29 protein-coding genes are annotated in these 26,931 nt (G+C 63.2%); 6 read left to right on the forward strand and 23 right to left on the reverse strand.

The annotated features are described in order from the left end of the window. Positions 1-19: 19 nt before the first annotated feature. From AC1DZ5_RS19580 to AC1DZ5_RS19600, 5 genes are read right to left on the reverse strand one after another with little or no spacing between them, the layout of a single operon-like run. Positions 20-643 carry a glutathione S-transferase family protein gene (locus AC1DZ5_RS19580; protein ID WP_477892152.1) on the reverse strand — a complete coding sequence of 208 codons (624 nt, stop codon included), beginning with the start codon at positions 641-643 and terminating at the stop codon, positions 20-22. A gap of 2 nt (positions 644-645) precedes the next feature. Beyond that, positions 646-1,878: an aminotransferase-like domain-containing protein gene (locus tag AC1DZ5_RS19585; protein ID WP_477892154.1), complete on the reverse strand. Its 1,233-nt coding sequence runs from the start codon at positions 1,876-1,878 to the stop codon at positions 646-648. Between the two features lie 18 nt (positions 1,879-1,896). Then, on the reverse strand, positions 1,897-2,505 hold the full coding sequence (locus AC1DZ5_RS19590; protein WP_477892156.1) for a LysE family translocator: 609 nt from the start codon (positions 2,503-2,505) through the stop codon (positions 1,897-1,899). Further along, positions 2,502-3,410 (reverse strand): DMT family transporter, encoded by a 909-nt coding sequence (locus AC1DZ5_RS19595; protein WP_477892158.1) that lies wholly within the window; start codon positions 3,408-3,410, stop codon positions 2,502-2,504. The genes AC1DZ5_RS19590 and AC1DZ5_RS19595 overlap by 4 nt, the downstream gene beginning before the upstream one ends. Continuing rightward, a complete protein-coding gene (locus AC1DZ5_RS19600) occupies positions 3,407-3,850 on the reverse strand; it encodes a hypothetical protein (RefSeq protein ID WP_477892160.1) in 444 nt (147 codons plus the stop codon). The genes AC1DZ5_RS19595 and AC1DZ5_RS19600 overlap by 4 nt, the downstream gene beginning before the upstream one ends. Positions 3,851-3,960: 110 nt before the next feature. Here AC1DZ5_RS19600 and AC1DZ5_RS19605 point away from each other — a divergent pair, with 110 nt between their 5' ends. Both AC1DZ5_RS19605 and AC1DZ5_RS19610 read left to right on the forward strand, forming a co-directional pair. Next, complete coding sequence (locus AC1DZ5_RS19605; RefSeq protein ID WP_477892162.1) at positions 3,961-5,427, forward strand: aminotransferase-like domain-containing protein; 1,467 nt, start codon at positions 3,961-3,963, stop codon at positions 5,425-5,427. Between the two features lie 23 nt (positions 5,428-5,450). Continuing rightward, entirely contained in the window at positions 5,451-5,756 is a 306-nt protein-coding gene (locus AC1DZ5_RS19610) for an NIPSNAP family protein (protein WP_477892164.1), read from the forward strand. On the opposite strand, the gene AC1DZ5_RS19615 is transcribed toward AC1DZ5_RS19610, so the two are convergent. Further along, positions 5,753-6,346 carry a PEP-CTERM sorting domain-containing protein gene (locus AC1DZ5_RS19615; RefSeq protein ID WP_477892166.1) on the reverse strand — a complete coding sequence of 198 codons (594 nt, stop codon included), beginning with the start codon at positions 6,344-6,346 and terminating at the stop codon, positions 5,753-5,755. The two genes, AC1DZ5_RS19610 and AC1DZ5_RS19615, sit on opposite strands and share 4 nt — an antisense overlap. A gap of 156 nt (positions 6,347-6,502) precedes the next feature. Between AC1DZ5_RS19615 and AC1DZ5_RS19620 the strand changes: the two genes are divergently transcribed. Next, positions 6,503-7,006, forward strand: coding sequence for a hypothetical protein (locus AC1DZ5_RS19620; protein WP_477892167.1), 504 nt, complete (start codon positions 6,503-6,505; stop codon positions 7,004-7,006). Between the two features lie 69 nt (positions 7,007-7,075). On the opposite strand, the gene AC1DZ5_RS19625 is transcribed toward AC1DZ5_RS19620, so the two are convergent. The 12 genes from AC1DZ5_RS19625 to flgB all read right to left on the reverse strand — a co-directional run bounded on the left by AC1DZ5_RS19625 (position 7,076) and on the right by flgB (position 18,894). After that, positions 7,076-8,299 carry an HDOD domain-containing protein gene (locus AC1DZ5_RS19625; protein ID WP_477892169.1) on the reverse strand — a complete coding sequence of 408 codons (1,224 nt, stop codon included), beginning with the start codon at positions 8,297-8,299 and terminating at the stop codon, positions 7,076-7,078. A 3-nt stretch (positions 8,300-8,302) separates the two neighbouring features. Beyond that, entirely contained in the window at positions 8,303-9,670 is a 1,368-nt protein-coding gene (flgL, locus tag AC1DZ5_RS19630) for a flagellar hook-associated protein FlgL (protein ID WP_477892171.1), read from the reverse strand. A 31-nt stretch (positions 9,671-9,701) separates the two neighbouring features. Further along, positions 9,702-11,645: a flagellar hook-associated protein FlgK gene (flgK, locus tag AC1DZ5_RS19635; RefSeq protein ID WP_477892173.1), complete on the reverse strand. Its 1,944-nt coding sequence runs from the start codon at positions 11,643-11,645 to the stop codon at positions 9,702-9,704. Between the two features lie 12 nt (positions 11,646-11,657). Then, the gene (gene flgJ / locus AC1DZ5_RS19640; RefSeq protein WP_477892175.1) at positions 11,658-12,581 is read right to left on the reverse strand and encodes a flagellar assembly peptidoglycan hydrolase FlgJ; all 924 of its coding nucleotides are present in this window, start codon (positions 12,579-12,581) and stop codon (positions 11,658-11,660) included. 1 nt (position 12,582) lies between these two features. Beyond that, positions 12,583-13,728, reverse strand: coding sequence for a flagellar basal body P-ring protein FlgI (locus tag AC1DZ5_RS19645; RefSeq protein WP_477892177.1), 1,146 nt, complete (start codon positions 13,726-13,728; stop codon positions 12,583-12,585). Between the two features lie 66 nt (positions 13,729-13,794). After that, on the reverse strand, positions 13,795-14,514 hold the full coding sequence (locus AC1DZ5_RS19650; RefSeq protein ID WP_477892179.1) for a flagellar basal body L-ring protein FlgH: 720 nt from the start codon (positions 14,512-14,514) through the stop codon (positions 13,795-13,797). A gap of 8 nt (positions 14,515-14,522) precedes the next feature. Further along, positions 14,523-15,305, reverse strand: a complete 783-nt coding sequence (flgG, locus tag AC1DZ5_RS19655; protein WP_310346026.1) for a flagellar basal-body rod protein FlgG — start codon at positions 15,303-15,305, stop codon at positions 14,523-14,525. A gap of 17 nt (positions 15,306-15,322) precedes the next feature. Next, entirely contained in the window at positions 15,323-16,063 is a 741-nt protein-coding gene (locus AC1DZ5_RS19660; protein ID WP_310346023.1) for a flagellar basal body rod protein FlgF, read from the reverse strand. A 16-nt stretch (positions 16,064-16,079) separates the two neighbouring features. Then, positions 16,080-17,327, reverse strand: coding sequence for a flagellar hook protein FlgE (gene flgE, locus AC1DZ5_RS19665; protein ID WP_477892182.1), 1,248 nt, complete (start codon positions 17,325-17,327; stop codon positions 16,080-16,082). A 24-nt stretch (positions 17,328-17,351) separates the two neighbouring features. After that, positions 17,352-17,996, reverse strand: coding sequence for a flagellar hook assembly protein FlgD (locus AC1DZ5_RS19670; protein ID WP_310346017.1), 645 nt, complete (start codon positions 17,994-17,996; stop codon positions 17,352-17,354). Between the two features lie 17 nt (positions 17,997-18,013). Further along, complete coding sequence (gene flgC / locus AC1DZ5_RS19675; RefSeq protein WP_310346015.1) at positions 18,014-18,418, reverse strand: flagellar basal body rod protein FlgC; 405 nt, start codon at positions 18,416-18,418, stop codon at positions 18,014-18,016. 29 nt (positions 18,419-18,447) lie between these two features. Next, positions 18,448-18,894: a flagellar basal body rod protein FlgB gene (flgB, locus tag AC1DZ5_RS19680; RefSeq protein WP_477892185.1), complete on the reverse strand. Its 447-nt coding sequence runs from the start codon at positions 18,892-18,894 to the stop codon at positions 18,448-18,450. Positions 18,895-19,071: 177 nt separating this feature from the next. Here flgB and flgA point away from each other — a divergent pair, with 177 nt between their 5' ends. The 3 genes from flgA to AC1DZ5_RS19695 all read left to right on the forward strand — a co-directional run bounded on the left by flgA (position 19,072) and on the right by AC1DZ5_RS19695 (position 20,656). After that, positions 19,072-19,812 (forward strand): flagellar basal body P-ring formation chaperone FlgA, encoded by a 741-nt coding sequence (gene flgA, locus AC1DZ5_RS19685; RefSeq protein ID WP_477892187.1) that lies wholly within the window; start codon positions 19,072-19,074, stop codon positions 19,810-19,812. 94 nt (positions 19,813-19,906) lie between these two features. Further along, entirely contained in the window at positions 19,907-20,236 is a 330-nt protein-coding gene (flgM, locus tag AC1DZ5_RS19690) for a flagellar biosynthesis anti-sigma factor FlgM (protein ID WP_477892189.1), read from the forward strand. Between the two features lie 39 nt (positions 20,237-20,275). After that, positions 20,276-20,656: a hypothetical protein gene (locus tag AC1DZ5_RS19695; protein WP_477892191.1), complete on the forward strand. Its 381-nt coding sequence runs from the start codon at positions 20,276-20,278 to the stop codon at positions 20,654-20,656. Between the two features lie 23 nt (positions 20,657-20,679). On the opposite strand, the gene AC1DZ5_RS19700 is transcribed toward AC1DZ5_RS19695, so the two are convergent. From AC1DZ5_RS19700 to AC1DZ5_RS19720, 5 genes are read right to left on the reverse strand one after another with little or no spacing between them, the layout of a single operon-like run. Further along, the gene (locus tag AC1DZ5_RS19700) at positions 20,680-21,396 is read right to left on the reverse strand and encodes an RNA polymerase sigma factor FliA (protein WP_477892193.1); all 717 of its coding nucleotides are present in this window, start codon (positions 21,394-21,396) and stop codon (positions 20,680-20,682) included. Beyond that, a complete protein-coding gene (locus AC1DZ5_RS19705; RefSeq protein ID WP_477892195.1) occupies positions 21,396-22,193 on the reverse strand; it encodes a hypothetical protein in 798 nt (265 codons plus the stop codon). Before AC1DZ5_RS19705 ends, AC1DZ5_RS19700 begins: the two co-directional genes overlap by 1 nt. Beyond that, positions 22,186-23,628 carry a flagellar biosynthesis protein FlhF gene (gene flhF / locus AC1DZ5_RS19710; protein WP_477892197.1) on the reverse strand — a complete coding sequence of 481 codons (1,443 nt, stop codon included), beginning with the start codon at positions 23,626-23,628 and terminating at the stop codon, positions 22,186-22,188. The genes AC1DZ5_RS19705 and flhF overlap by 8 nt, the downstream gene beginning before the upstream one ends. Continuing rightward, positions 23,625-25,706, reverse strand: a complete 2,082-nt coding sequence (flhA, locus tag AC1DZ5_RS19715) for a flagellar biosynthesis protein FlhA (RefSeq protein ID WP_477892199.1) — start codon at positions 25,704-25,706, stop codon at positions 23,625-23,627. The genes flhF and flhA overlap by 4 nt, the downstream gene beginning before the upstream one ends. After that, complete coding sequence (locus AC1DZ5_RS19720; RefSeq protein ID WP_477892201.1) at positions 25,703-26,857, reverse strand: EscU/YscU/HrcU family type III secretion system export apparatus switch protein; 1,155 nt, start codon at positions 26,855-26,857, stop codon at positions 25,703-25,705. Before AC1DZ5_RS19720 ends, flhA begins: the two co-directional genes overlap by 4 nt. Positions 26,858-26,931: the final 74 nt, after the last annotated feature.

Genomic DNA, 26,931 nt, shown 5'->3' on the forward strand with positions numbered 1-26,931 from the left:
GTGGTTAACGGTTACGAGGTTATGAAAGGGGAAGGTCAAGCACGCCGCGGGTAGCCGGGCGGCTCAGGATGCTGGCGAACCAGCGCTCCAGGTGCGGCCAGGCGGGCCGCGGCTGGGGCAGACCAAACCAGCGGTGCACATCACAGGCCGCGGGAATATCGGCCATGCTGAATTGCGCGCCGCCCACATAGGCGTGGTCGGCCAGGTGGTCGTTGAGCTGGGCCATGGCGGGCTCGGTGGCTGCGGTGGATCTGGCGATCACGGCGGCATCGCGTTGGTCGGCCGGCGTGCGGAACCACTGCACAAAGGCGGCGCCGCTCTCGCGGTTCAGCGTGGTCTGCTGCCAGTCCATCCAGCGCTCGGCGTCAAAGCGTGCGGCCAGGTCCTGGGGGTAGAGCGTGGCGTCACCGTACTTGGCGCACAGGTAGCGCACGATGGCGTTGCTCTCCCACAGGGTGAAGTCACCGTCCTGCAGCGTGGGCACCAGGGCGTTGGGGTTCATGGCCAGGTACTCAGGCGTTTTCACCACGCCGTAAGCCATGCCGGCATCGCTGCGCGTAAAGGCCACGCCGGTTTCTTGCGCGGCCCACACCACCTTGCGAACGTTCAGCGAGGACAAGCGCCCCCAGATGTGTACAGCCACGGTCAGCTCCGTTGGGCGTGGATGGCTTCGGCCAACGCGGCCACACCGCGATGGATTTCTTCCACGCTGGGCGTCACAAAACTCAGGCGCATGGCGCGCGCATCGGCGTTGCCAGCATAGAACGGCGCGCCAGGCACAAAGGCCACACCCTTGTCTACCGCGTGGGGCAGCAGGTCCACCGCGTTCATGCCGGCTGGCAGGCGTGCCCACAAGAACATGCCACCTGCCGGGGTGTTCCAGGTGAAGGTGCTGTCGGCGTTGGCGGCGTGGGGCCCTTGCGATTCAGGGAAGTGCTTCGCCAGTGCCTCTAACATGGCGTCGCGTTGCGACTTGTAGAGGCTGCGGATGGTGGGCACATGGCGGTCCAGGAAACCGTTTTGCATCACCTCAAAAATCAGGCGCTGGTTGAAGCCGGGGCTGTGCAGGTCGGCCGCTTGTTTGGCTTGCAGCAGCTTGGGGTACACGGCCTTGGGCGCCACGATAAAGCCCATGCGCAGGCCCGGCGCCAGCACCTTGGAGAACGAGCCCAGGTAAATGCCGCCTTCGGGGTTGCGCGCGGTCAGCGGGGCGGGGGGCGCTTGGTCAAACCACAGGTCACCGTAGGGGTTGTCTTCCATGATGGGCAGGCCGCTGCGGGCGGCCTCAGCACTCAGGGCTGCACGGCCGGCCTCGGTCATGCTGCGCCCCGTGGGGTTCTGGAAGTTGGGCAGCACATACAAAAAGCGCGCATCTTTGGACTTGTCGCGCAGGTCGGCCATGTTCAGGCCTTCGTCGTCGCTCGCCACACTCACCACATGGGGCTCCATGGGCATAAATGCCATCACCGCGCCCAGGTAGGTGGGGGATTCGACCAACACCTTGCTGTCTTTGTCGATCAGGATTTTGGCCACCAGGTCCAGGCCTTGTTGTGAGCCGGTGGTGATCAGAATCTGGTTGGGGTCGACGTTCCAGGTCACACCGGCAGCGGCGCTTTGCGCCTTGAGCTGCTGGGCCACCAGCTCGCGCAGCGGGCCATAGCCCTCGGACGCTGCGTATTGCAGGGCACCGGCCGGGTCGTCTTTGAGCACCTTGGCGCAGGCCGCTTCAAACTCGGCCACGGGGAAGGTTTTGCTGCTGGGCAGGCCGCCAGCAAAGCTGATGATGCCGGGCTTCTCGGTCACTTTGAGGATCTCGCGGATCACCGAGGGGTTCATCTTGGCGGCACGTTCGGCCAGGGTCCAGTGGGTTTGTGTCATAGCGGTTCCAGTGTTCTTTCAGGACATGAGCATAGGGTAGAGCGAGGCGACCAGGGCCAACGCCATGGTGATATTGAAAATGCGCAGGCGTTTGGGGTTTTGCAGCAGGCTGCGCATGGCCTGACCAAAGCCCACCCAGAAGGCCGAGCAAGGCCCGCCCAGCACCAGAAACAGCCCTGCCAGCAGCGCCACCTGTGGCAGGCCGGCGTTGGGCGACAGGTAGGTGCTCATGCAGGTCACGGCCATCACCCAGGCTTTGGGGTTGACCCACTGGAAGGCTGCCGCTGCCCAAAATCCCATGGGCCGTGCAGCTACATCGGTGGGGGTGTCTGCGCTGCTGCCGGGTTGTGCGCTGGCCAGCTTCCAGGCAATCCAGAGCATGTAGGCCGAGCCCGCATAGCGCAGCACGTCGTAAAACTGCGGAAACCGGTCCAGTACCGAGTGCAGGCCCAGGCCCACGCACAGCACCATGAACGAAAAGCCCAGGTTCACGCCCAGCAGATGCCGCAGCGAACGCTTGAAGCCAAAGTTCACGCCCGAGGCCATGAGCATGGCGTTGTTGGGGCCGGGGGTGACCGAGCTCACCACTGCAAACAAGCTGGCGGCCAACAGGGTTTCGGGATTCATGCGGGAGCACCTTTCACAACAGTTTGTACCGGCATGCGCCGGCCAATGAAGACGGTGGCAATCACCGCCACACCAAAGCCCACGGTGACAGCGTCCAGCCGCTCACCCAAGATCGGCACGGCAAACAGCATGCCCAAAAACGGCTGCAGCAGCTGCACCTGGCTCACCCGCACGGTGCCGCCCAGGGCCAGGCCCTTGTACCAGGCGAAAAAGCCCAGCCACATGGAAAACACCGACACATAGGCAAACGCCATCCAGGCGCTGGCTGGTAAATTGTGTTCCGGAAACTGCCACACGGCCAAGGGCAGGTTAATGGGCAGCGAAATCAGCAGCGCCCAGCAAATCACATGCTCGGCGCGCATGCGCTGCGAGAGACGTCCACCAAACCCGTAGCCCACCGCCGCACAGGCCATGGCGAGCAGCAAGAGCACATCGGCCATCTGCAATGAGAGGCCACTGTGGCCTGACCGTAGGAGCGCAAACGCCACCACCAGCGCCGTGCCAGCCAGCGCGCAGACCCAAAAGGCGGTGGACGGGCGCTGCCGGTTCAAAAAGGCACCCACCACCGCCGTGGCCAGTGGCAGCACACCCACCATCACACTGGCGTGCACCGCTTCCACGTGGCGCATGGCAATGGAGGTGAACAGCGGAAAGCCAAACACCACGCCCAGCGCCACCAGCACCAGCGCGCCCCAGGTATCGCGCGGCGGCAATGGCGCCCGGCTGAACCACAGCAGCAAACCCGAAAGTACACCGGCGACCACGGCGCGGCCGAACGCGATGAACATGCCCGACATCAGCGGCGCATCGGGTGTGCCCACGGCCAGCCGCGTCATCGGCAGGGTCAGCGCAAAGATGGTGACGCCCAGCACGCCCAGCCACAGACCTTTTTTGAGAGAGTTCATAGGGACCCCATCCAGGCGGCGGTAGCCACCAGCACGGTGGACATGCCGCGGTTGAACCAGCGCAGGCGCTGCGCGGTGGCCACGCCGGCCACCACCGGGCCGCACAGCCAATCGCGCAACAGTGAGCCCATGGTGGCGTAGCGCGCCAGCGCGTCCTCGCGCCCGGCCAGCCAGCCGGCGGTGACCGTCAGGCCCAGCATCCAGGCTTTGATATTGAGAAATTGCAGCGCCACCACCAGCGCGCCCAGGCCACCGGCACACAGCGTAAACAGCAGGCCCCAGCCCAGCGGCACCGCCACCACAAAGCGCATGGCACGCTGCAGGCCCAGGTTGGCCGCCAGTGCGGTGGACAGCGTGGTGTTGGGGCCCGGCGTGAAGCTGGCCGCGGTGGAGAGCAACAGCAACGCGGTGAATTCGGCGGGGGCAAATGGGTTCAACATGGGAATCACTGTACTTTGAAAAACAGCACACTTGCAGTACAGTTTATGGAAACAGAAATAGAACTGTATTGCTGCTACAGCCAACACAGGACCGCACCAGGACGCCCGCCATGCTCATGAAAACCGCCGCCCAAAGTCTGGCCGAACAATTGGCCGCGCTGTTTGCCCAGCGCATCCGCGACCGCCTGTTGGCGCCCGGTGCGCGCCTGCCTTCGGTGCGGCTATGCGCGCAGCAGCAAGGCGTGAGCCCGTCCACCGTGGTGGGGGCGTACGACCAGCTGCTGGCCCAGGGGCTGGTGGATGCGCGCAAGAACCGCGGGTTTTATGTGCGCGATCTGCCCTCCGTCGCCGTGGGCAGTGCGCAAGCTGCTATCGAATCAGGAGCGCATGGAGTGGCCAACCTCATGCTCTCCGTGCCCCAGCGCTATGCGCCGCTGAACGCCACGGCGCTGATTCGCGGCATGTTCAAGGGCGTGAGCAACAAGCCCCAGCCCGGCATGGGCGTGCTGCCCAAGGAGTGGCTGCAGTCCACGTTTCTGGCCACCGCGGTGCGGCGCAGCTGCAGCGTGGAGGCGCTCAATGCCTTCTCATTGCAGTACGGCGAGCCTGCCGGCGACACGGGGCTGCGCCGCGCGCTGTCCACCAAGCTGGCGGGCCTGTCGATACAGGCTGCGCCTGAGCAAATCATCACCACCGTGGGCGCCACCAACGCGTTGGACGTGGTGAGCCGCACGCTGCTGCGCGCGGGCGACTATGTGATGGTGGAAGAGCCCGGCTGGGCTATCGAGTTTGCGCGGCTGGATTCGCTGGGCATGCGCATTCTGCCGGTGCCGCGCCGCGCCGAGGGGCCGGACCTGGAGGTGATGGCGCGCTACTGCGAGGCGCATAAGCCCAAACTGTTTGTCAGCGTGAGCGTGTTCCACAACCCCACCGGGTTTTGTCTCTCGCCCAGCAGCGCCTACCGCATCCTGCAGCTGGCCAACCAGCACGACTTTCACATCGTCGAAGACGACACCTACAGCCACTTTGCGCCCGAGCATGCCACCCGCCTGTGCGCGCTGGACGGCCTGCAGCGCACCATCTACGTGGGCGGTTTTGCCAAAATCTTGGCACCGAACTGGCGCGTGGGCTACATGGCTGCGCCCAAGGACCTGGCCGAGCGCCTGTTGGACACCAAGCTGTTGTCCACACTCACCACGCCCGCGCTGTTGGAAAAAGCCTTGGCCTGGTGTATCGACCAGGGCCAGCTGCGTCGCCATGCCGAGCGCATCCGTACCCAGCTGGATGGCGCCAGGGCACGCAGCGTGAAGCTGGCGCTGGCGCACGGCTGCACGTTTGCGTCGGACCCCGTGGGCCTGTTTGGCTGGGTCGAGACCGGGGTGGACACCGATGCTTTAAGCCAACGCATGCTGGACGAAGGCTACCTGCTGGCGCCCGGCGCGCTGTTCCACGCCCAGCGCACGCCCAGCAGTCTCATGCGCATCAACTTTGCGTGTACGCAAGAGGCACAGTTCTGGAAGACCTTTGCGCGGCTGCGCGATGAGCAACTGGGCCGGGCCACCTCGGTGGCCAAGTAACAACCGAATTCAAGGAGAAAAAAATGATGACCTGCTATTTGCGCTACGTGATCGACCCCTACAAGCTTGCCGAGTTTGAGCACTACGGCAAGCTCTGGATTCCGCTGGTGGAGCGCTTCGGCGGCCAGCACCACGGCTACTTTTTGCCGTCCGAGGGCGCCAACAACATCGCGCTGGCCATGTTCAGCTTTCCCAGCCTGGCGGCGTACGAGACTTACCGCCAGCAGTCCTTCAACGATGCCGAATGCCAGGCCGCGTTTCGCTATGCCGAAGAGACGCGTTGCATCGTGAGCTACGAGCGCACGTTCTTCCGGCCTGTGTTCCGCTAACCCTGGCGGCGTGCCTGGCGCCTGCGAGCCACCGTGCCGACCAAGCCCAGGCCCGCCAGCAGCAGTGCATAGGTTTCTGGCTCGGGCACCGGCGCGCCAATGGCCTGGAATTCGGAAACGGAGGCCAGGCCATCTCCGCCCACAATGCTGATGGAGAATGCGTTGGCCGTGACAGGGCTGGCAAAGGTGGCGCTGCCCATGTCCATGCCCCAGGAACGATTGGGCGAGATCGTCGCCAGGTCCGTCCAAACATTAGACGCATTGCGGTAGCGGATCAAATAGTCGTCGTTGTTGTCGCCCTGCAAAACCAATGAGCTGACCGAGGACAAGGTAGGCAGGGAGATGGTGATTACATCCGCCCCATAAGCGCCGCCCCAGAACACGGTGCCGATATTCCATTGCTGGCCATTGGCGACAAACGAGCCGTCAACGACGGTGGACAAGGCTGCGGGCGCCGAGCAACACCAGCCGCCGTCGTTGCCAAAACCACTGCCGGTGGTTGTAACGCTGGAGCCCAGAGCCACATTGCTTGCGGCCTGGGATAGAGAAGATACGGCGAGCAATGTGAGCGCGCCCAAAAGCTTTTTCATGAAATTCCCCTGATGTAAACGGGCGTGAATGCCCGCTCCCTATGGTTTGACGGACTGATGGTCGAATCAATAGTCCGTTGGAGCTAAAACTGCGGGGACCAGTGGTCGAAGTCGTTACGATTGGTAAATCAACAGCGACACAGGGGAGACAGCGTCATGGCATCTTGCGCGTACTGCAACACCACGATCTTTTTTGGCGGAAAACGGCAGGGCGACCTGCGCTTTTGCAATGCCACCTGCCTGCAGCGCGGCGCGCTGGCCATCACGGCCCGCGCGTTGCCGCAGTCTGAAGTCGACCTGTACGTGGCCCGCGTGCACCGCGGCCAGTGCCCGGCCTGCCAGGGCGCGGGGCCGGTGGATGTGCACACCTCGTATCGCGTGTGGTCGGTGCTGTTCATGACGTCCTGGTCCAGCCGGCCCAAGGTGTGCTGCCAGGGCTGTGGCACCAAGCGCAAGGTGGGCGACACCGTGTTCTCCGTGGTGTTGGGCTGGTGGGGCTTCCCCTGGGGCTTTCTGGTCACGCCCATGCAAATCATCCGCAACGTGTGGGGCGTGGTGAACCAGCCCGACCCCACCACGCCATCCCCCGCGCTGGAGCAAATGCTGCGACTGGAAATGGCGGCGCGGGCGGCGCCAGCGCGGAGCAAGTTATTGGATTGAGATGGTGGTTGCTCCTATTTCAGGAGCTGCTCACGCATATTCCACGGGGGCTAGCGCCCTAAAAAGCCATTAAATAGCGGCCAGCGAACGCAGCAGGGCACGGTTCACTTCGTCGGCGGGCAGCTCGTGGGCCTTGCAGACATCGCGGATGACTTTGGTGGAGCTGCCCTCGAGCGCGCTGGCCACTTGCAGCCAAGGCGCGTAAGGGCCGGTCTGGCCCAGCACGGCGGATGCCACGCGGCCGGGTAGCGGCAGGCGGTGCAGGGCGGCGCCCAGGTTTTCGCCCAACAATAAATCCACCTGCGAGAAGATGCCGCACATGAAGACCTCGCGGCGCAGTTCGTCTTCCGCACCCGCGTCGGCCAGCCGCTCCATGATGCGGGCGCGCAGCACCATGGCGCCGCGGATGGGTTGCAGATTGGCATCGCTGCTGGCATGGGGCATTTGCTCCATGAGCCAGGAGCGTAGGCGGCTGTAGCCCATGTTGAGCAAGCCTTGGCGCACGCTGGCGGTTTCGTTGCGCAACGCCAGTGCGGCGGAATTGGCGAAGCGCAAAAAGCGGTAGATCAGCAGTGGTTCATCGCCCATGCGGCGCTCCAGCGCTTCGAGCGATTCATCAGCATCGATGGCGCGAACCAGGTCGCGCATCACCTCGCGCGCGGGCTGGATCTGCTTGTAGCGGTAGGCGTAGAGCATCTCCTCGGTGGGCCAGCCGGCCACACCCCAGACGGCCTGGTGGTCCAGTGCGTGCTCCACCAAAGCCTGGCTGGCCAGTCCCTCGTACAGCGCCCCGGGCACCACGGGGCTGGGCACCACACCGGCACCACCGCTGCCGCCGTCCTGATTGCGGCGCAGCGCAGCACGCAACGCGCCCAGGGCGTCTTGCGGGCTCAGCGTGCGCAGGGTTTTGTGAAAGCTGCCCTGCACCGCGGCGTGCGACGCGGCCTGGCCGACTTCGCCGCTCCACACCAGGCGGCGGCCGCGCTGGTGGGCCTGGCGCACCTGGTTGGCCAACTGAGTGTCACCCAGCCAGGCGTCGGGCACTTCCAGCCAGATGCCGCCGGGCGGCGCGTGCTCCAGCAGGTCGCTGAGCAGTGCGGGCGTGCGCACGCTGAGCAGCTGCGTTTCCTTGCCTGCGGGCCAGAGTTCTTGCAGGGCTTGCAGCAGGTGCTGTGCGTCCACCGCGCTGCCGCTGTACGGGTCCACCCACAGGCGCACGCCGCTGCGCTGGCGCCACTGGTTCCACAGGGGCTGGTAGCCCATGGTCACGCTGCCCAGCACCGAGGGGGTCATGGCTTATCCGAGGAAGTTGAACAGCGAGAGCTTTTGTACCTGCGCGTAGGACTGCAGGGCCGCGGAGTAGCCGGTCTGCTGGTTCTGGAAGTCGGAGATGCCCTTGATCATGTCCAGATCTTCTGCGCGCGAGCGGTTGCCCTCTTGCTCGATATTGCGTTTGTCGTTGTCGGTAGTGATGCGGTCGGCGCGGCCCAGCAGGTCACCGGCCTGGCCGCGCACGGCCGACACGCGGGTCATGCTGATGTCGATGTTGTGCAGTGCCTGGGCCACGGCCTGGGTGGCGGCGTTGGCGTTGGTGGCTTTGCCGATGTCGTTAATGGCGGTGTCCAGCACGCTGAACACGCTGCGCTTGAAGGCCACGTTCACCGTGTCACCCACAGCGGGACTGCCAATCACGGTGGCGCCGCTGTCCTTGTCGGTGGTGGGCGGGATGCCGTTGATATTGAACGACAGGCCGGGAATGCCGGTGATGGCGATCTTGGCGTTGCTGCCCGTGGCGTACGAGGCCGTGGCGGCCGACACAATGGGGTTGGTGCCGCTGACGGCCGGGGTCTCGGTGATGTCGTAGGTGACCGTGGTGGTGCCCGGCACAGTGGTGGAGTCCAGCGCCGTGAAGGTGACGGTGTAGCTGGGGTAGTCGGGGTTGCCGGCAGTGGCCTGTGCCAGGGCCGCCGTGCTGGCTACGGTGGCGCTGCTGCTTACCACCACTCCATCCGTGGTCAGTGAGCGGCTAGTGGGAATGGAGCCGGTGGTGGTGTTGCCCACGGTGACGTTGAACACGCCATCGCGCGCGGGTTGGTTCATGAATGCAGCCTCACCATCCAGCGTAAACGGGATGGTGTGCTGGCCACTGGCTGCCTGGCCGGGCAGGCCGTTGAAGGTGTAGTCCGGCTCCACCGACTGGGGGCCCACAAACGGCGCCAACGCGCTACCCAGCGCAGCAAACAACGGCAGGCCGTTGCTGTCCTTGGTATTGGCCAGCGCCAGGATCTGGTCGCGCATGCCGGTCAGTTGGCCGGCAATGGTGGAGCGCTCCGACGCGGTGTACACACCGTTGCCTGCAGTTACCACCAGTTCGCGGAAGTTTTGCAGCGCGTCGGTGATGTTGCCCAGCGTGCTCTCGGCCGATGCGATGGAGTTGCGTTGCGATTCCAGCGCGCGCTGGTCAGTGGCAATGCGGGCTATGCGGTTCATGGCGCGCTCGGCCTGGGCGGCGCCCGTGGGGTCGTCGGCGGCGCTGTTGATCTTCTTGCCCGAGGTTAGGCTCTCTTGCAGGTTGGACAGGGTGGTCTGACGGGTTTGCAGGTTGCGCAGGGTGTTGTCGTAGGCGTTGGCGGACCCGAGCCGGGTGAAGGCGGTAGCGGTCATGCGTGTTCTCCAAGCGTTGGGCGCCTAGCGGCTACCGGGAAAGTCCCTGGATCAGGGTGTCAAAAATGCTTTGGGCGATCTGGATCATCTTCGCAGAGGCCTGGTAGGCCTGCTGGTACTGCAGCAGCTTGGCGGCTTCCTCGTCCAGGTTCACACCGGAGACGCCGGAGCGGTCCTTCTCGGCATTGGTAGCAATGTTGCTGGACACCTGGGCCGAGTAGTTGGCGCTTTGCGAGCGGATACCGATCTGCGAGATCAGACCCGCGTAGCCGTCAGTCAGCGCAGCGCCGTCGAACATGGCCATGTCACGCAGGTTCATCATGGCACTGGCGTTGCCGCCACTGGTGGCGGCAAAAGCGTTCTGGCCGATGGTTACGGTGTCGTTGGTGGCCGGCGAGCCGCTCAACGTCATCGAGAAACCAGGAAACCCAGCGGGTGTGTAGTTGATGGCTTGGCCCGACACATAGGACTGGCCCGTCACGCCGGCGGTCTGGCCCGTGTTGTCCACGATGTCGTAGGTGGTGCCGCCCACGCCATTGGTAAAGGTGACGGTGTAGCTGGGCTGGGGCACGGTGGCCGCCGTGGTGGCCAGGGTCTTGGCGCTCAGGCTGGCCAGGGCCAGCGATCCGGTGTTGGTGGGTGTGAGCGTGGCGGCCAGCGGCGCGGCCACGGCCAGCGCACGTGGCGTGGAAAACTCGCGCGCCACATTGCTGGCTGAGGTGCTGTAGGGCTTGAGCAGAAAGCGGTCACCCGCGGTGGCGCCGGCGGCGCCCGTGGTGGTGATGGTCAGGCCGTCCACCGTCACGGGGGAACTCAGGTCCAAGGTGCGTACCAGTCCGTCGCTCATGCGCTTCACTGAGGCATTGGGCGGGGTGGTGAAGTTGATCTCGTAGTCGGAAGCCTCCAGCTGGGTGACATCCGCGATCGACAGGGTCATGCTGGCGGCCGAGGTCTGCCCGGTGGCCTGGTAAATGTTGGAGCTGCCGAAGGTGGTGGGCGTAAAGAGGTTGCCGCCCACATTGCCGTCCAGGTCCAGGCCCAGCTTGTGCTGGTCGTTCATGGCGGTGGTGATGCCCATGGTCAGGCGCCCCAGCAGGTTGCGGCCCTCGGCCAGGTCGTTGTTCTGAAAGCGCAGCAGCCCCGAGACTTCGCCACCACCCAGGGTGTTTTCGTCCAGCACCATGGAGCTGCCGTTGCGCGTGATGGCCAGTCGGCTCTTCAGCGTGTCCCCAAAGTCGTCGGGCACGATGGAGACAGGTGCCACCTCGGTGCCCAGTACCAGGGCCTGGCTGCCTCCAATGAAGACACCCACGGTCCCGTCGTCCGCCGGGATGGAGGTGGTCTGTACGTACTGGTTCAGGTCGCGGATCAGTTGGTCGCGCCGGTCCAGCAGGTCGTTGGGTGGCTGGCCGTTGCCCTGGGCGCGCGAGATCTGCTCGTTCACATCGGCAATGTTGTGCGCCAGGGTGTTGATGGCGGTGACCTTCTCGTTGATGGATTGGGCGATGCCGCTTTGAAGGTCGTCCAGGCTTTGAGACGCAGAGCGCAGACGCCGTGCCGTTTCGTCCACACGCGTCAGCGCCACGGTGCGCGCGGTCAGGTCAGTGGGGGCACTGGCCACGTCCGAGAAGGCGTTCAGCATGTCGTTGATGCTGGCGCCCACGCCGTCGGTGCCGCCTTGGAAAATGTTGGTCAGCTGCGTCAGGTAGTTGGCGCGGGTCACGTCGGCGGACTGCGTGGTGGCAGCCAGTGTGCTTTGCCGGTTCAGAAAGGAATCAAAGTTGCGCTGGATGGTCTGGATGGACACACCCTTGCCCAGATAGCCACCGCCGGTGAACTGGCCTGCCACGGTTTGCAGCACCACCTTTTGGCGCGAATACCCTGCGGTATTCACGTTGGCAATGTTGTTGCCGGTGGTTTGCAGCGCCACCAGGTTGGCCTGGAGGGCCTGCGCGCCGATGTTCAGAATGCCCATGGTGGTCTCCGTTTACACCTGGACGCGGCGCAGCTGCAGCGTGGTGTTGATGGCGCGGCTCAACTTGGCGGCGTACTCGGGGTCGGTGGCGTAGCCCGCCTTTTGCAGGCCGCTGGCAAAGGCGTGGGCCGAGGTGGTCTGCTCGCGGGCCTTGGCGTAGCGGGGGCTTTCCGTGATCATGCGTGCGTAGTCCTTGAAGGAGTCTTCATAGGAGTCGTAGGCGCGGAACTTGGCGACCTGTTTTTGCGCTACGCCGTTGACGTATTCGGTGGTGGTGACCTCGGCCACCTTGCCGGTCCAGCCAGCGCCGGCCTTGATGCCGAACAGATTGAAGGAATTGCCGCCACCCTTGACCTTGATCTGGTGGTTGCCCCAGCCGGTTTCGTGGCCGGCCTGGCCCAACATGTAGCTGGCGGGAATGCCAGTGGCTTTTTCCACCTTGCTAGCTACATCGGAATGTTTTTTCACAAAGTCGGCCTGGGTCTCGGTCGGCGCGCGCTTTGTCTTCACCGGGGTGATCTTGGCGTCCATGCCCAGGTCGGGTTTTGCCTTGGCGGGTTCGGTACCTGCCGCGGGCGCGGGCGTGGTGCCGGGCATGGTCACACCCATCTGGCGTGCTAGCTGTTGGGAGATCATGTCGGACAAACCGCCGGGTTGGCCCGACATCTGCACCGCAAACTGCTGGTCCAGCAGGTCGGCACCCAGGTCGGTGCCGGGGTTGTCCAGCATGCCGGACTTCATGCTGGCGCTGGCGTCGCGCATGCTTTTCACCAGCTCACGCATGAACAGCGACTCAAACTGCTTGGCCGTTTCCTTGATGGTTTCGGGCGTGGCCTTGCTCGCATCGAACTTCAGATTGCTCAGCGACTGGGAGTCTGCCGCCAGGCTCTGCGAGCTGGACAGGGACGAGGTACCGTAGATGGATCCGTAGCTCATGTCAGATCACCTCCAACTCCGCATTCAGGGCGCCGGCCGACTTGATGGCCTGCAGAATGGCCAACAGGTCTTGCGGCGTAGCGCCCAGAGAGTTCAATGCCTTCACCACATCGGTGAGTTGGGCGGCTGCGGGAATCTGGATCAGCTTGCCGGGCTCGGATTTGATGTCGATGTTGGCTTTTTCGGTCACCACGGTTTGCCCACCCGACAAGGCGCTGGGCTGGCTCACTACCGGGGTGCTGGAAATGCTGATGGACAGGTTGCCATGCGCAATGGCGCAGGGGCCCAGGGTGACCGCCTGGTTGAGCACGATGGAGCCGGTGCGCGAGTTGATGATGACCTTGGCCGCGGCCACCGATGATTCGATGGGCAGCTCCTCCATCTCGGCGATGAAGCTCACACGGTCGTTGGGGTTGCCGGGGGCTTTGACCTGCACGGTGCGGCCGTCTTGGGCCTGGGCAATGCCAGCGCCAAACTTGCGGTTGATGGCCTGGGCCACCTTGCGCGCGGTCTGAAAGTCGGACGAGTTCAAGCTCAGGCTGATGCTGTCGCCTTCTTGCAGGTTGGTGGGTACGGCACGCTCCACTTGCGCGCCGTCAGGAATGCGGCCCACGCTGAGGTGGTTCACGGTGACCTTGCTGCCACCGGCTGCAGCGCCGGCGCCAGCCACGATCAGGTTGCCCTGGGCCAGCGCGTACACCTCACCATCCACGCCCTTGAGTGGGGTGGAGATCAGCGTGCCGCCCTTGAGCGACTTGGCATTGCCCAGCGAGGAGACGTTGATGTCCAGCGTCTGGCCCGGGCGGGCGAAGGCGGGTAGCTGGGCGGTGACCAGCACGGCGGCCACGTTTTTCATCTGCAGCTGGGCGATTTGCGCGGCGGGCAGGGTCAAGCCCAGCTGTTTCATGTAGTTGGCCAGGCCTTGCGAGGTATAGGGCATCTGGGTGGTCTGGTCGCCGGTGCCGTCCAGACCCACGACCAGGCCAAAGCCGGTCAACTGGTTGCTGCGCACGCCTTCGATGGCGGCGACTTCCTTGATACGGGTGGCCGACAAAGCGGTGCCGCTGGCTGCCATCAGGAGCGCCAGGCACCAACCGCCTAGCCAGGGGCGGCCTCGGGGTGTTACAGCTTGGTTCCGGTGTGTCATGTGCAGAGTCGGTAATGGGGACGGTCCGACTGGACCTATTACCCCTCGGCACTATTCTGGAGAACTTTAGAAGGGGTTAAAGTTCAAAAAGAACCGGGATAACCAGCCAACTGTCTGGGCTTCGCCTTGGGCACCGCGACCCTTAGACTCCACGCGCACATTCGCGACCTGCAGCGAGCTGATCACATTGTTGGGTTGCAGCATGCGCGGGTTGACGGTGCCGGTGAAGCGCATCACGTCCACATTCTGGTTCACACCAATCTGCTTTTCACCGGCCACCACCAGGTTGCCGTTGGGCAACACTTCGACGACGGTGGTGGAGATGGAGCCGCTGAAGGTGTTGGCGGCTTCCGTGCCGCCCTTGCCGCTGAAGTCGTTGTCGGTCTTGACGCTCATTTCCAGGTTTTTCATGTCCACACCAATCATGCTGGGCAGGGGCGGCGTAATGGCGTTGCTGGCGGATGTGTTGCGGTTTACCGTGGACTTGGACACCTGGCTGGCCGCCAGGCTTTCGACGATCTGGATGGTGACAATGTCGCCCAGTGCGCGGGCACGGCTGTCTTCAAACGCCGGGCGATAGGTGGCCAGGTGGAACAGGCTGCCGCTGGAGGGCTTGGTTGGCGCGGCGTTGGTGGCTGCACTCAACTCGGGTTTGACTTCGGCAAAGTCCACCACGGCCTTGGGCGGAATGCCCTGGCAGGCGCTCAGCAGCAGGGTGCTGGCCAGTGTCAGGTAAAAACTGCCTCTAGCCCCCGTGGAATATGCGCAAGCAGCTACTTTTTTCATAGCAAACCTCACAGCTGTCCTAATTTTTGCAGCATCTGGTCCGAGGTCTGGATGGCCTTGGAGTTCATTTCATAGGCGCGTTGGGTCTGGATCATGGTGACCAGTTCCTGCACTACGTTGACGTTGGACGTTTCCACAAAGCCCTGCATCACGGCGCCCAGGCCGTTGGAGCCCGGCACACCCGCGTTGGGTTGGCCCGAGGCTGCGGTTTCCTGGTACACGTTTTGCCCCTTGGGCTCCAGGCCAGCGGGGTTGATGAAGCTGGCCGTGGTGATGGTGCCCACGGTCTGCGGTGTGGTGGTGCCCGGCACGGTGGCGGATACGGTGCCGTCCTGCGCGATGGACAAATTGGTGGCGTTGGCCGGTACGGTGATGCCGCCTTGCACCAGCAGGCCGGACGAGGTCACTACGCGGCCCTGGTTGTCCAGCTGGAAGGCGCCGTCGCGGGTGTAGCCGGTGGTGCCGTCGGGCATGGTCACCTGGAAGAAGCCGTTGCCCTGGATGGCCACGTCGAGGTTGTTGTTGGTCTGCTGCAGGTTGCCCTGCGAGAAGGTGCGGCTGGTGGCCACCGTGCGCACGCCCAAGCCCACTTGCAGGCCCGTAGGTAAGGTCGACTGCTCCGAGCTGTTGGAGCCCACCTGGCGCAGGTTTTGGTACATCAGATCTTCGAACACCGCGTGGGCTTTCTTGAAACCGTTGGTGGAGACGTTGGCCAGGTTGTTGGAAATCACGTCCAGCTGCATTTGCTGGGCTTCCATGCCGGTCTTGGAGATCCAAAGGGAGTTGATCATGGTGTGTTTCCTGGGGTTTAGCCTTGCAAGCCAAGCAATTGGCCGGCCGAGCGGTCGTTGGATTCGGCGGTCTGCATCAGGCGCATTTGCGCTTCAAACTGGCGGGCGGTCTGGATCATGCCGACCATGGATTCGATCGCGTTGACGTTGGAGCCTTCCAGCACGCCCACCTGCACCCGGGCAGTGTCTTCGTTGTTCATGGGGTCGCCCGACAGCGTGCGGAACAGGCCGTCGTCGCCGCGCTTGAGCGGGTCGTCGGCCGTGGGCACGGCCAGCTTGAGCCGGCCGATCACATTGGCGGGCTGGCCGCCCACCTTGGCACTGATGTTGCCGTCCGGGCTGATGCTCAGCTCGGCCCCGGCGGGCGATGTGATGGCGCCGCCGTCGCTGGACAGCACTTGGCGGCCGTTGCCGGTGGTCAGGGTGCCGTCGGTGGCCACTTCAAAGTTGCCGTTGCGCGTGTAGGCCTCGGTGCCGTCCAGGCCCTGCACGGCAAACCAGGCCTCGCCCATGGCCATGGCGTCCAGGCTGCGGCCCGTGCGTTGGGCGGGGCCTGGGGTGTTCAGGTGACCCGCCGTGGCCTCCACTGCGAACACGCGGGTGGTTGCGCCTTCGCCGCGCAGCGGCACGGCGCGGTACGTGGCCAGCTGTGCCCGAAAGCCGTTGGTGGACACATTGGCCAGGTTGTTGGACAGGACGGCCTGGCGGTTGGCCGCCGCGTTGGCGCCCGTCATGGCGGTGTAGATCAGGCGGTCCATGGTGTTCTAGCCTCGGTTAGCGCAGGTTGACCAGCGTGGACATGACCTGGTCCTGCGTTTTGATGGTCTGGGCATTGGCTTGGTAGTTGCGCTGTGCGGTCATCATGTTGACCAGCTCGGCGGTAATGTCCACGTTGGATTCTTCAATCGAGCCCGCACGTGTTTCGCCAAATTTGCCAATGCCAGGTTTGCCCAGCACCACGGGGCCGGACTTGAAGGTTTCCAGGTACTCGCCGCCGCCCACGGGCGCCAGGCCTTGCAGGTTGCGGAAATCTCCCAGGGCAATCATGCCGCCGGTCTTCAGGGTCTGGCCGTTGGAGTAGCTGGTGCTGATTACGCCCTTGCCGTCAATCGCCAGGCTGGTGAATTCGCCCGCGGCGTAGCCGTCTTGCGACAGGGCCGTCACGCTGTAGGCCGCGCCAAACTGGGTGACACCGGATATATCAACTGTGATGGCGCCGGGGATAAAGCCAGTCGCCTCGTTCGGGTTGTTGGAGGTGATAGTGCCGCCGGGGATTGTCAGCGAAAGACTGGCGGGGCCGGTGACCGTGCCCGTGGAATCGAAGGTGATAGTGCCAATGGGGGTTGTGCTGGTCAGGTCGGTGTAGACGTCCCAGGAATTGGCAACCGTGTCGGTCTTCTGGAAATACAGGTTGGCCGAAGAGGCTACGCCCTGTGCGTCGTACACGCTGATGGATGTGCCGTAGGTGGCGCGCGGAGAAGGCGTGACACCGGCAGCGACGGCCTGGGTGGCGTCCTTGGCTCGGGCGTCCAGGTTGAACTCGGCCGTGATGGCGGCTGTGGCCTTGGCGGGAATTGGGGCGCCGGTGGGCATCACCAGTTTTTGTGGGGTGATGCTGGTGGCCGTGCCTGTGTTGTCGGTGGGGTAGCCCATCAGGAAGGAGCCGGTGTTGGTGATCAGGTTGCCGGTTTTATCCAGCTTGAACTCGCCATCGCGGGTGTAGGCGATGGTGCCGTCGGTCTTGGTGACCTGGAAGAAGCCGCCACCGTTGATGCCCACGTCCAGGCTGTTGCCGGTGATATTGATGTTGCCCTGCGAGAACTGCTGCGCAATGGCCGCCGTGGCCGCGCCGATGCCGGCCGCATTGCCGCCGCCCGTGCCCAGCGAGCCGGCCACCAGCTCGGAGAACTCATTGCGTGACGACTTGAACCCCACGGTGCTGGAGTTGGCAATGTTGTTCCCAATGACGTCGAGGCTTTTGCTCGACACATTGAGCCCGGAGAGTCCTGTTTGAAAGCTCATGGCGTGGTCCTTATGGGTGGCGAATTAGAGGATGGCTTTGATGGCGTCGTAGGCAACGGTTGCGCCACTCTTGAGACTGAGGTTCAGGCCGCTGGCGCCAGTGCTGACGGATTCGATGGTGCTGCGGGTCAGGGGCGTGACATCGACCGCCTTGCCGCTCAGCGTTGCGGTGACCTTGAAGACCGGAGTGGTCGTGCCGGTGTAGCTGCTGGCATCCCACTCGAAGTTGTGGCGGCCTTCGGTCTGCGCGCCCATGTTGATGGTGCCCAGCACCTGGCCGCCCTGGGTCAGCACCTGCACGGTGACCTTGTCGGCCTCGCCCGCCAGCTCCAGGCTACCTTTGCCCACGCCTGCGTTCACCGGCAGGGCGTTGCCTTCGGTCAACACCTCGCGGCCGACCATGGACGCACCCTGCAGCACCTGCATGGACGAAAACTGGGTGGCCATGGATTTCATGGTCTCGTTGAGTTCCTGGATGCCCGACACCGTGTTGATCTGCGCCATCTGGCTGGTCATTTGGGCGTTGTCCATGGGGTTCATGGGGTCCTGGTTGTTGAGCTGGGCCACCAGGAGTTTCAGGAAACGGTCCGTCTGGGCCTGCGCGCTGGTTTGCGTGGTGCCCGTGGTGGATGTGCTTGTCGAGCTAGTGTTGCTTACGCTGGCGACCATGGTGTGTGCCTCTTTGGTTATTGACCCATTTGGAGCGTCTTGAGCAGCAGCGTCTTGGCTGTATTCATGACTTCCACGTTGTTTTGGTAAGACCGCGAGGCCGAAATCATGTTCACCATCTCCTCCACCGGGTTTACGTTGGATTGGGTGACATAGCCGTCGGCATCGGCCGAGGGGTGGGTCGGGTTGTGCACGCGTTTGAGCGGGTCGTTGCTTTCGCGGATGGAGCTGACCTTGACGCCGGAGGAGGCGTCGGAGCCCATGGGCACGGTCTCAAACACCACCTGGCGCGCCTTGTAGCCCTGGCCATCAGGACCGGCCACCGCATCGGCGTTGGCCAGGTTGCTGGCCACCACGTTGAGGCGTTGTGACTGGGCGCTGACGGCGCTGCCAGACACATTGAAGATGGAAAACATGGACATCGTGGGACTCCTCAGTCGTGGTCAGAGGCCTACTGGCCCTGAATGGCACTCAAGATTGTTTTGGAAGAGCCGTTAATGAAGCGAAGGGTGGCTTCGTAGCGCACCGAGTTGTCGACAAAGTTGGCTCGCTCGCGGTCCAGGTCCACGCTGTTGCCATCCATGGCAGGTTGCGTTTGCACCGTGTAGTCCAGCTTGGAATCGCCCAAAGTGCTGCTGCCGTTGGCACTTGGCAGGGGAATGTGGCGGGCATGGGTGGTGCCATCGCTGGACAGGCCGGCGCTGCTGCTGGTGGTCAGGCGCACGCCCTGGCTGTCGCCAATGGCTTCGCTCATGGCCTGCTTGAAATTGACGTCGCGCCCGGAGTAGCCGGGCGTGTCCGCGTTGGCGATGTTGCTGGCAATGACGCGTTGACGCTCGGCGCGCAGCACCAAAGCTTTCGCTTGAAAGTCCAGGGCGTTGGTCAAATTGGCAAACATGGGCTACCTCGGCTAAGGGCGTCCGGTCCAGACGGAGGGGTCGGGATGGGGACGTGCGGCAATTATGGGAAAAGCTTTAATTTCCTAGCGGAGGAATAGCGGGGGGATTGGCCTGCATTTAGCGGGTTTGCGCGGGCGAGGGGCTGCCTATAGTTGCTGCAACTTAGGAGTGCCGCCATGTCCCCGTGCTTGCGATTCGCGCGTTTGCTGCCCCGCAGGCTGCGTGGTGGCCTGGCGCTGGCCGTGCTTGTCGCGGCGCCCGTGGCTTGGGCGCAGGACATGGCGTTGGGCGATTTGCAGGTGCTCGCGCAACGCTGGGTGCGAGACACCGTGGCCAAAACCAATGCGGACAATCCCGGCCTGCGCATGGAGTCGACCGTGGGCGCGCTGGACAGCCGCTTGCGGTTGGCGGTGTGCGGCAATGTGGAGGCGTATGTTCCGCCTGGTGCACGCCTGTGGGGCCGTAGTAGGGTGGGTTTGCGCTGCGCCGACGGTATCGGCCGTTGGAATGTGTCGTTGCCCGTGGTCGTCAAGGCTGTGGGACCGGCCTGGGTGCTGAAGAGCCAGGTGTCGGCGGGTGCCACGCTGGCGGATTCGGATGTGATGGAGGCAGAGGTGGACTGGGCCGAAGAGCCCTCTGCGGTGCTGCAAGAGCGTCCTCTATGGGTAGGGCAAACGGCAACCCGCTTGCTCAGTGCCGGTCAGGCGCTGCGCCAAGGCATGGTGAAGCCGGCACAGGTGTTCCAGGCGGGTGCCTCGGTACGGGTGGTTGCCCAAGGTCCCGGGTTCCAGGTATCTAGCGATGCCCAGGCCCTGTCGGCCGGCGTGGTGGGCCAACAAGCCCGGGTGCGCATGGACAACGGACGGGTTACATCGGGCGTGGTGCTGGATGTGCGTACAGTAAAAATTGACCTTTGAGTCCAACTTCCTGTGCAAAGAACCCTAAAGTCCGTCATGATCTGGCCGATAACAATCCCACGAGGCTGCGCTTATCGCGGCTTTGGAGAATGCCATGAAGATAGGTCAACCCTCAGATATTCCCTCCTCCGTCACGCCCACGGTGTCCGGTGCTGCCCAAAAAGCGGCCCAGAGCAGCAGCGCCAGCACGGCCGCGACCAACAGCGCGGCCGAAGGTACGCGCTCTGCGGGGGTGGCCGTCACCGTGTCCACGTTGGCACGTTCTCTGGAGAAGCCCGAGCGCAGCGATGCGGATGTGGATACCCAGAAAGTGGCTTCCGTGAAGGCGGCCATCGAAGACGGAACCTATGTGGTGAACGCCGAGGCGATTGCCGATCAACTTCTTTCCAACGCGCAGGAAATGCTGAACCGCACCACGCGGTAAATCCGGCCTGCGCACTATCTACAGTGCGGAGGTTTCAGGATGTCTAAGGATTCACAATCACGGTTTGATGCGCTCGAGCAGCAGTTTGGCGCCGTAGCGGCCGCCCTGCGTGATGGTGACGTTTCTCAATTAGAGTCTCTGAGCAGCCAGCTACAGCAAATGACGGTGGAGTTTGCGCGTGAGCTGGAGTTTTTTTCGGCCAAGTCTGGTATCACGTCGACCCAGTTGCGCCGCGCCAAGGCTCTCAGCCAGGGATTTCCGGTGTTACGTGAAAGCCTGTTGCGCCGGCAAGCCTTGGTCGACCAGGCTCTGCAGGTCGTGGTTCCCGCTACCCAAACCCAGACCTATGCAGCCCCGACAGCCAGTCCTTACGGTGCGGGCCCCAAGGCCTCGGGCCGTTTCCAAAGCTTCACCGCCTAGAGCTACCAATCGGTTCCACTGGTTCAGTGGGATCGCATTTTTGCCCGCAACCGGGCGATGGACTGGCTGTGCAACTGACAGACCCGTGACTCGGTCACTTCCAGCACCGCCGCAATTTCCTTGAGGTTCATGTCCTGCTCGTAGTACATGCTCATGATGAACTGTTCGCGTTCGGGCAAGGCCTTGATGGCGGTGACCAGTGACTGGCGCAAACGCATGTCGCGCAGCATGTTCAGCGGGTCGGCATCGTTGTCGGCTACGTGGCGGTCCAGGAAGGTGTCGTCGTCTTCGTTGCGCCGCGTCATGTCTTCCAAGTACACCAGCTGCGTGCCGCGCACCTTGCCCAGTAGACTTTGGTATTCAGTCAAGCCCATTCCCAGTTCCGCCGCAATTTCGGATTCCGCGGGGCTGCGGCCCAGCACATGCTCCAGCTTGCGCATCGCGACTTCGATTTCCTTCTGGCTCTTGCGGGAGCCGCGCGACATCCAGTCGTTCTCGCGCAGCTCATCGAGCATGGCGCCGCGAATGCGCTGGGTGGCGAAGGTTTCAAACTGCACACCCTGCGAGGCCTCAAAGCGGGTGAGTGCATCGGACAGCCCAATCAGCCCGACCTGGATCAGGTCATCCACTTCCACGCTGGCGGGCAGCTTGGCCATCATGTGATGGGCCAGGCGACGCACCAGCGGCTGGTACTGCTTGATCAGAGCGGTACGGTCCAACTGTCCTTTGGCGGAGTACATCAGTGTGCCCCTGTGGGGTAGTGGTGGCGCACCGTAGGCGCATAGGGGCGGTGGGGCGCGGACCAGCCGCTGTTCAGCGCCATGGCATTTTCCAGCAAGCCCAGCACCAGCCGGCCGATGCTGGCCGAGGGGCGTTCATCGGTGGTCGCAGCCGGGATGTTCAGGGCGTTCACTTGGTAATTCAAAAAGTATTTGGCGCAGTCGTTCAAGCTGGTGGGCATGCGGTTCTCGGACACCGGTGTTTTGGCTCGCACATTGTCCACCACATTGACAATGGTAGGTTCCAGTGCACCTTTGAGCAACAGGCGTTTCAGGGCCAAATAGCTGGTCAGCAGCGAGGCTTTGGCTGTGGATACGGCCAGCACCGGGCGCACGCCACTGCCGTGCAGCAAATGGGCCAGTGTTTGCGCCGTGCTGTACACAATCACCACACTCTCGTGGGGGAATAGTCCCCCCGCATCGATCAAGGAATGCATGCCTGTAGCACTGCCGCTGGCCAAAGTTTGCAGCCCTAGCCGTGCCGGCAAAACCGTCCACGAGGGCGCATCGGATACAGGTGGCGGCGCCATGGAGTAATCAAACAGCTGGGCCAAGCCCGGGTTGTCCGGGGTCTCCAGCACTGTGCCGTCCAGCACCGTGACCGGGTGTCCGAACCCAACCAAGGCATTGCACAGTTGCAGCAACAGTGGAAGTTCCACCTGCTCGTCACCATGGCTGACCATGGCGATGAGTTTGGGCGCAGGCACGACTGCCAGGTCCAGCAGACCTGCAGCCTGGTTGATCGGGTGATCAAGCATCCAGGCGCCCCTGGCCCGTGGCCGCGTTGCTGGACTGGCTGAAGAAGAAACCCAGGTCGCTGGCCTTGGGGTCGTAGGCCGACACGCCGGCGGTGCGCATGGACATGCGAACCAGCTTGGCTGCGACGGCAGGTTCCCAGTCCTCAGGCACACGTTGGCCGTTGGTTACGCCACGCAGTACCAGTTGGTGGCGGATGACCGCGTCGAGGGCGGGGCCGAGTTTCACGGCCTCGTCGGTCTTGGACAGGATGGCTTGCAGTGTGGTGGGGGTTTTGAAGCAGGACACAGCCTCGTCCAAAGTGTCCCCATGGCCCCCCGCATTGAGCACCAGCAGGCGCTTGATCTTGGGCAGGTCCAGCAGCTCCATCAGTTCGCGCTTGCGCGGGTCGCGTGGGGCGATGCCGGTGGTGTCAATCAACACCATTTTCTTGTTGGCCAGCAACCCCAGCAGGTCTTGCAGTGCTGCCTTGTCATGCGCCAGGTGGGCCACGACGCCCAGCATCTTGCCGTAGGCGCGCAGTTGTTCGTGGGCGCCCACGCGGTAGGTGTCCAGGGTGATCAGGCCTACGCTGCCAGGGCCGTGTGCGCGGGCACACTGACCGGCCAACTTGGCAGCGGTGGTGGTCTTGCCCACGCCGGTGGCGCCGATCAGGGCAAACACGCCGCCCTCTTCGTGCAGAGGCGGGCTGCTGGCATCGGTGCGCAGGTTGCGTTCCAGAACGTCCATCACCCAACGTACCGATTCCGCCGCATCCATGTCTTCAGGCATGCGCTCCAGAATCGTGCGCGACAGCGTAGGGGAGTAGCCCGCGCGAATCATCTTCAGCATCAGGTTGGACTGGATGGGGTTTTGCCGCGCCTGACCCAGCCAGTTCAACGTGTTGAAGCGGTCTTCAATCAGCTCCTTCATGGCGTGCAGCTCGTCCATCATGTTTTGCGGCACGGCAGGGGCGGGTGCATAGCTTGGCGGCTTGCGCGCTGGCATGGGCCTTGGGGCAACAGGGGCATCCACGTCCATGCTGATACGCTTGAGTGCGGGTGCTTGGGGTGGCTCTGGCGCTACGGGCGGCGGCAGGATGGTGGTTTGGGGCTGGGTTTGTGCGGCCTCGTGGCGACGGCGCATCATGCGTTCGCGCACATAGTCCTGGAACGACAGCGTGCTCATGGCCAGTTGCTCCGCATCGTCCTCCACTTGGCTTGCCACATCCTGGTAGCTGGGGGGCGTGCTGTTGCGCGGTGCGGGTTGTTGTTTGTTTCCCCCCGAGCTACCGGTATTTTGGTTCAGCGTGGCCAGAGTATCTTCGGCGGTGGCCACCACTTCCACGCCGTTTTCAGTGGGGCGGTTGGACAAGATCAGGGTGCCGTCGCCAAAGGCTTGGCGTGCTTTGGCAAGGGCTTCGCGGGAGGTGGCGGCGGTAAAGCGTTGGATGTTCATGGTGTTGCGCCTCTCAAAATCGGGCCGATGCGGATGGTGTGGGTTTCAGGAATTTCGCTGTGGGCCAGCACCTGCAGGCGGGGCGCGACACGGCGCACCAGGCGTGCAATCGAGCCGCGAATCTGGTCAGGCACCAGCAGACAGGCCGGCACGCCAATTTCTTCCTGTTTCAACGCGGTTTCTGCAGCCGTGCGGGTCAGCATGTCGGCTACGCCGGGGTCCAGCGCGGGGCCGGACGCGCCGCCCAGGGCCTGTACCAACAGCCGTTCCAGGCTGGGGTCGATCGCAATCACATTGAGTTCGCGGGTGGGGCCATAGATCTGCTGCACGATAGCGGGTGACAAGGCCACGCGTACGCGGCGTGCCAGCTCGACCGGATCTGTGGTGGCGGTAGCGTGCTCGGCGATGGATTCGATGATGGTGCGGATGTCGCGGATATGGACCGATTCGTCCAGCAGCAGTTGCAGGACCTTTTGGAAGACAGCCACCGAGACCATCTTGGGGACGACTTCTTCGATCAGTTTGGGGGCCAGCTTTGCCACGTGTTCCACGAGTTGTTGTGTTTCTGTCCGGCTTAGCAACTTGGCGGCCTGGACTTGCATCAAGTGTGACAAATGGGTGGCCATGACAGTCTCGGAATCAACCACGGTAAATCCGGCCATTTGCGCCGCTTCCTTTTGGCGTTCATCAATCCAGTGTGCGGGCAGGCCAAATGCGGGGTCAGTAGTGGCAGCGCCGATGAGGGGCGTGGTAATGCCGCCGGGGTTGATGGCCAGATACATGCCGGGGAAGGCTTCACCTTCCCCCACGATGACACCGCGCAGCGTGATGCGATAGGCACTGGGCTTGAGCTCCAAGTTGTCGCGCACATGCACGGCGGGCGGCAGGAAGCCAACCTCTTGCGCAAACTTGCGGCGCACGCCCTTGATGCGGTTGAGCAAGTCGCCCTGACGGGTCTTGTCAACCAAGGCAATCAGGCGGTAGCCCAGCTCCAGGCCCAGTTGGTCCACGGGTTGAAGGTCATCCCAAGAGGCTTCGCCGTCCGTCACCGGAGCGGGCGCCTGGGCTTGTGGATCCACCGGCTCGGGCTTGTGCGATAGGGCCCATGCGCCATAGCCCAGGATGGCCGCAATGCTCAAGAACACCAGGTGCGGCATATTGGGAATGATGCCCACCACAAACATGATGAGCCCTGTGATGCCGAGTACCCGTGGGGACACAAACATCTGCCCCATGATCTGCTTGCCGATGTCCTTGTCCTTGCCTACGCGAGACACTACCATCGCGGCGGCAACGGAAATCAGCAGGCCTGGAATTTGTGCCACCAGGGCATCGCCAACAGCCAGCAGGATGTAAGAGTTGGCGGCCTGGCTGGCGGTCAAGTCATGCTGCAGGATGCCCACCGCAAAGCCGCCAAAGATGTTGATCAGCAAAATCAGGATACCGGCCACGGCATCACCGCGCACGAACTTGGAGGCACCGTCCATAGAGCCAAAGAACTCGGCTTCTTCGCCAATTTCGGCGCGGCGGCGCTTGGCTTCTTTTTCGTCAATCAGGCCCGCATTCAGATCGGCATCCACCGCCATCTGTTTGCCGGGCATAGCGTCCAGCGTGAACCGCGCCGACACTTCGGCAATACGTTCGGAGCCTTTGGTCACCACGACAAAGTTGATCACCACGAGGATGGCAAACACGATCAGGCCCACGGCAAAGTTGCCACCAATCAGGAAGTGGCCAAACGCCTCGATCACCGCGCCGGCGGCGCCTGCGCCGGTGTGGCCTTCGAGCAGCACTACACGCGTGGACGCTACGTTGAGCGAGAGGCGCATCAGCGTGGTGAGCAGCAGCACGGAGGGGAAGGCGGCGAAATCCAGCGGGCGAATCATGTAGGCCGCCACCATCATCACCATCAACGCCACAGCGATGTTGATCGTGAAAAAGGCGTCCAGCAAAATCGGTGGCAGGGGCAGCACCATCATGGCCAGAATGGCGACGACCAGGATAGGGGCGGCCGCACCCTGCATTACGGTGGCATTGCTGCCAAACCATTGCTGCAGGTTTTTGATTTGGGCGTTCATGCCGTTTCAGCCTTCAAGGTTTTAGAAAGGGGATCCAGCTCGGGCGGCACAAAGGGCTGCGGTACTTCTTGTGGCATCACACCTTCGCCACGCAGGGCGGCACGCAGGCGGTACACATAGGCCAGCACCTGCGCCACGGCGGTGTACAGCGCGGAGGGGATATCCTGGTCCAGCTCTGCATTGGCGTAGAGCGCACGCGCCAGCATGGGGGACTGCAGTACGGGAATGGAATGCTGTTTTGCCACATCGCGAATCTTCATGGCCAGCAGGTCCGCACCTTTAGAGATCACCCGTGGGGCGCGCATGGATTTCTCGTCATAGCGGATGGCTACGGCAAAGTGGGTTGGGTTCATCACCACGAAGTCGGCTTTCGGCACGGCGTTGACACTGCTTCTTTGGGCCAGTTCGCGCTGCTTCTGGCGGATCTTGCTTTTGATCTGGGGGTTGCCGTCGGACTCTTTGCCTTCCTGCTTCACTTCCTGGTGCGACATCTTCATCTGGTCTTTGTGCAGGAAGGTTTGCAGTGGCACGTCCACCATGGCCGCCATCAAGACCACCAGCAGCATGAGGCCGAGCCCACCGGTCAGCCACTGAGTCAGGTGGGCAATGGCGGCGCTGGATGGCTGCATCAGCAAGGACGCCATTTCCTGGAAACCAGAGGTCAAAAACGAGGTCGCAATGGCAAACAAAATGCCCGTCATGGCGACCATCTTGGCTGTGTTGAGCAGCTTCTTTTTGGAAAACAGATTGGAGAAGCCGGACAGCGGGCTCAGGCGGGAAAAGTCTGGCATCAAGGGCTTGAGGCTGTTAACCCAGCCACCCGAGGCCACGGCAGCCACGATGGCAGCGGTGGTGACGATGGCGGCGAATGCGACACAGCCGGCGATACCAATGGTGGTGGTATCGCTCAAACGCTGCAGCATAGTGCCGGGGCGCATGACGATGGCGGCATCAAACGACAGTTGCTGCGCCATGCTGAGCTTGAGCTGGTCGAACAACACGGGGGACAGGACGAGAACCGCGATGGCGCCGGCGCCCAGCACCGCGAGGTGGGAAAGATCTTCGGAGCGGCTAACCTGGCCGTCTTCGCGCGCTTTCTTGAGCTTGCGCTCTGACGCCGGTAGGTTGCGATCTTGACTGCCTGAGTCCATGGTGGAGAAGCTCTCTAGTTCTCACCATTGTCGCAACCGACCTCCTGAACTAAAGGGCGATAAGCGGGGCAATC

The organism is Rhodoferax sp. P1_F3 (assembly GCF_056405715.1).

Bases quoted from the DNA above. Each gene is read 5' to 3' on its own strand.
- flhF (WP_477892197.1), bottom strand. From the start codon at position 23,628: ATGAACATCCAACGCTTTACCGCCGCCACCTCCCGCGAAGCCCTTGCC.
- AC1DZ5_RS19720 (WP_477892201.1), bottom strand. From the start codon at position 26,857: ATGGACTCAGGCAGTCAAGATCGCAACCTACCGGCGTCAGAGCGCAAG.
- AC1DZ5_RS19645 (WP_477892177.1), bottom strand. From the start codon at position 13,728: ATGACACACCGGAACCAAGCTGTAACACCCCGAGGCCGCCCCTGGCTA.
- AC1DZ5_RS19605 (WP_477892162.1), top strand. From the start codon at position 3,961: ATGCTCATGAAAACCGCCGCCCAAAGTCTGGCCGAACAATTGGCCGCG.
- flgB (WP_477892185.1), bottom strand. From the start codon at position 18,894: ATGTTTGCCAATTTGACCAACGCCCTGGACTTTCAAGCGAAAGCTTTG.
- flgL (WP_477892171.1), bottom strand. From the start codon at position 9,670: ATGACCGCTACCGCCTTCACCCGGCTCGGGTCCGCCAACGCCTACGAC.
- flgK (WP_477892173.1), bottom strand. From the start codon at position 11,645: ATGGGCATTCTGAACATCGGCGCGCAGGCCCTCCAGGCCAACCTGGTG.
- AC1DZ5_RS19670 (WP_310346017.1), bottom strand. From the start codon at position 17,996: ATGGTCGCCAGCGTAAGCAACACTAGCTCGACAAGCACATCCACCACG.
- flhA (WP_477892199.1), bottom strand. From the start codon at position 25,706: ATGAACGCCCAAATCAAAAACCTGCAGCAATGGTTTGGCAGCAATGCC.
- AC1DZ5_RS19695 (WP_477892191.1), top strand. From the start codon at position 20,276: ATGTCTAAGGATTCACAATCACGGTTTGATGCGCTCGAGCAGCAGTTT.
- flgG (WP_310346026.1), bottom strand. From the start codon at position 15,305: ATGATCAACTCCCTTTGGATCTCCAAGACCGGCATGGAAGCCCAGCAA.
- flgE (WP_477892182.1), bottom strand. From the start codon at position 17,327: ATGAGCTTTCAAACAGGACTCTCCGGGCTCAATGTGTCGAGCAAAAGC.
- AC1DZ5_RS19615 (WP_477892166.1), bottom strand. From the start codon at position 6,346: ATGAAAAAGCTTTTGGGCGCGCTCACATTGCTCGCCGTATCTTCTCTA.
- AC1DZ5_RS19705 (WP_477892195.1), bottom strand. From the start codon at position 22,193: ATGCTTGATCACCCGATCAACCAGGCTGCAGGTCTGCTGGACCTGGCA.
- AC1DZ5_RS19620 (WP_477892167.1), top strand. From the start codon at position 6,503: ATGGCATCTTGCGCGTACTGCAACACCACGATCTTTTTTGGCGGAAAA.
- flgA (WP_477892187.1), top strand. From the start codon at position 19,072: ATGTCCCCGTGCTTGCGATTCGCGCGTTTGCTGCCCCGCAGGCTGCGT.
- flgJ (WP_477892175.1), bottom strand. From the start codon at position 12,581: ATGAGCTACGGATCCATCTACGGTACCTCGTCCCTGTCCAGCTCGCAG.
- AC1DZ5_RS19650 (WP_477892179.1), bottom strand. From the start codon at position 14,514: ATGAAAAAAGTAGCTGCTTGCGCATATTCCACGGGGGCTAGAGGCAGT.
- AC1DZ5_RS19595 (WP_477892158.1), bottom strand. From the start codon at position 3,410: ATGAACTCTCTCAAAAAAGGTCTGTGGCTGGGCGTGCTGGGCGTCACC.
- AC1DZ5_RS19610 (WP_477892164.1), top strand. From the start codon at position 5,451: ATGATGACCTGCTATTTGCGCTACGTGATCGACCCCTACAAGCTTGCC.
- AC1DZ5_RS19625 (WP_477892169.1), bottom strand. From the start codon at position 8,299: ATGACCCCCTCGGTGCTGGGCAGCGTGACCATGGGCTACCAGCCCCTG.
- AC1DZ5_RS19590 (WP_477892156.1), bottom strand. From the start codon at position 2,505: ATGAATCCCGAAACCCTGTTGGCCGCCAGCTTGTTTGCAGTGGTGAGC.
- AC1DZ5_RS19700 (WP_477892193.1), bottom strand. From the start codon at position 21,396: ATGTACTCCGCCAAAGGACAGTTGGACCGTACCGCTCTGATCAAGCAG.
- flgC (WP_310346015.1), bottom strand. From the start codon at position 18,418: ATGTCCATGTTTTCCATCTTCAATGTGTCTGGCAGCGCCGTCAGCGCC.
- AC1DZ5_RS19585 (WP_477892154.1), bottom strand. From the start codon at position 1,878: ATGACACAAACCCACTGGACCCTGGCCGAACGTGCCGCCAAGATGAAC.
- flgM (WP_477892189.1), top strand. From the start codon at position 19,907: ATGAAGATAGGTCAACCCTCAGATATTCCCTCCTCCGTCACGCCCACG.
- AC1DZ5_RS19600 (WP_477892160.1), bottom strand. From the start codon at position 3,850: ATGTTGAACCCATTTGCCCCCGCCGAATTCACCGCGTTGCTGTTGCTC.
- AC1DZ5_RS19660 (WP_310346023.1), bottom strand. From the start codon at position 16,063: ATGGACCGCCTGATCTACACCGCCATGACGGGCGCCAACGCGGCGGCC.